Genomic DNA, 2,452 nt, shown 5'->3' on the forward strand with positions numbered 1-2,452 from the left:
AAAAAAGCTGCTAATTTTCTTCTGCTCACTAATAGTAGGTGGAATAATCAAACTTGTTCCCTCAAGTGTTGATTTTGATATTGCCAAGACTTTGGTTCCTTGCATTAATCCCATAATCTGTTTCCTGTAAGCCGTTGAATTAAAATAATAACCAAGAAAGCCTAATGATGTTTCTATCTCAGGCCTATAAGTAATAGTATGAAGCCCTGAAACTATATTTTCATCATTAACATTAATTAATTGACTGCACTTACCTACTGTCTCATCTTCTGCAGCATCAGCAAAAATAATATCACCATCTCTAAGAGAAGATGGTAGGAGTTTTTTAGCCTCTTCATCGTCACTTATAAACGGGACTATAGATTTCTCCACATTTAAAACTTCTCCATATTTAATGAGAATATCTCCGTAATGAATATTCTTAGCAATTCCTTTTTTATAATTTAACTTTGCTCTTGAAAGAGAGTTATTGGTTATATAAGAAAAAGAGTCCTTAAAAAAACAAGTTTTCCAACTATCTCCTTCATATTCCCCAAACCTCCTCTTAGGCACCAATCCTTTCTCTTTCATTTGGTCACCACCAGTTCTGAGAGTAGGGATTGGAAGTCTTTTTCTAGGGCTTCTATCTCTCTATCTAGGTCTTCTAGTGTTTGAGAGTATCTTTCGTTTAGTTCTATGAGGGTGTCTATTTCTTCTTTTACAGGGTCTGTAATGAGGCTGGTTATCTCAGTCTTTATCTCTTTGAACCATTTGAGTTCGATGAGGTAATCTATTTCTTTGTTTGTAAGGTTTAGGATTCTATCTTCAACTAGGCTGTCTAGTTCTTTTGTTTTATTGTTCTTTTCTCTGTTGTAGTCTGTTCTACTGTCCATAAGTTCTATGGCTCTTTTTATGTGTAGGTAGTTATCATCATCTTTATCTGTTTCTTTTAGCTCTTTATTTAGGTCTCCTTTTATAAAGGAGTTTCCTGGTTCCCCTTCGCTGTCTCTTTTTAAGCAGTCATTAAGAGCTTCATACTCATCGCTACCCTCTACCTTGGCAGCTTCAATTACCTCATTTAGCTCTGATTCAGTTTCTGAAAGTAGGATGGAGAGGTTTTCTAGTTCCTTTATCTCTTCTTTGTAGAGGATTTCTTTTATAAGAAGATTGGGGATAAGAGCGCCTACAAAGCCGTCCTGTTCTTCTCTTTTGTTTTTTCCAGTTCCCTTGGTCACCATGTTAGGAAGTCTTTGTCTTGCTATTTCGTAGAAGTTACCTTCTGCTATAAGCTCAGTGTCTTCATTTAGGGACTCATTCCATAGCCTTGCTATCATCTGGTAACCATCATAGAGATCCACATAATCATAGTTTTCTAAGAGCTTTCTTAGTTCCTCCATCATTTCTTCTCTAAGGGCTTTAACTCTTTCTATTGAGTCTATGGTTTTTAGCTTGTTTAAGTAACTATCTGTATAGCTAGATAGGTCTTTACTGAGTCTGGCTGTTTTCTTTTGGATGTTTGGGTTTGATAGAATAAGGTTTGTAAATTCTTCCTTTGAAACCTTTAGCCTTTTATAGCCAGGTCTTAGCTCTTCTAAGGCTTGGTCTAGACTGTTTTTGGCATAGGTATTAAGAAGTTTAAGAGACCTTATATTATCTTCTGGAATTCCACCATAAAGATGGCCATCCACATCATGGGGAAGGTCCTTTTCAATCTGCTCCACATAGCGGGGGATGTTCATGTTAAAGTCATTTTCTTTTATTTCTTTTAGGGAAGCTAAATGGCTGTAACCCTCAAGTTCTAGCCTTCCAGAGTAGGTATCTACTATCCTAGCAATATCCTTCTCCTGGAGGACATTTTGCTTCCCAACTTTAATAAACTCCTTTGAAGCATCTATTACTAAAACTGGTTCACCCAGCTTTCTATTTTTCTTAAGTATTAAAACTGTTACTGGTATACCTGTGTTAGAAAAGAGATTTGAAGGTAGTCCAATAATAGTATCAATATAGTTTCTTTCTATAAGGCTCCTTCTAATTTCCCCCTCACTGCCCCCTCTAAAAAGAACACCATGGGGGAGAACTATAGCCATGGCTCCCTGTTGACCTAGGTGATAAAGACCATGGAGTAAAAAGGCGTAGTCTCCCTTAGAATCTGGAGGAAGTACCCCTGCTACTTCAAAGCGAGGGTCTGAGACTTTTAGATCATTTTTATTCCATCTTTTAACTGAATAGGGAGGATTCATAACAACAGCGTCAAACTGGACTCCTTCACCTGGTTTAGAAGGGTCCTCGGGCCAGTCTTCAGCAAGAGTATTGGCATTTCTAATCTTCATTTTGGCTGGTCTAACACCATGGAGAATTAGGTTCATTCTGGTAAGGTTATAGGTTGCAGTGTTAAGCTCCTGACCATAGTAAGTTAGATTTTCTCGTTTGTCCTTATCAAGGTGGCTTCCTACAGTAAGTAGTAGAGAGCCTG

General features: G+C 37.5%; 2 protein-coding genes. Both read right to left on the reverse strand.

What is annotated here, in order from left to right:
• A partial coding sequence (locus GXZ13_07690) for a restriction endonuclease subunit S (GenBank protein NLX75685.1) occupies positions 1–570 on the reverse strand: 570 nt, incomplete at its 3' end.
• The coding region (locus GXZ13_07695) for a type I restriction-modification system subunit M (GenBank protein NLX75686.1) at positions 567–2,452 on the reverse strand (1,886 nt) is incomplete at its 5' end. The genes GXZ13_07690 and GXZ13_07695, both read right to left, overlap by 4 nt.

The organism is Synergistaceae bacterium, assembly GCA_012728235.1.
GTDB lineage: Bacteria > Synergistota > Synergistia > Synergistales > Synergistaceae > JAAYFL01.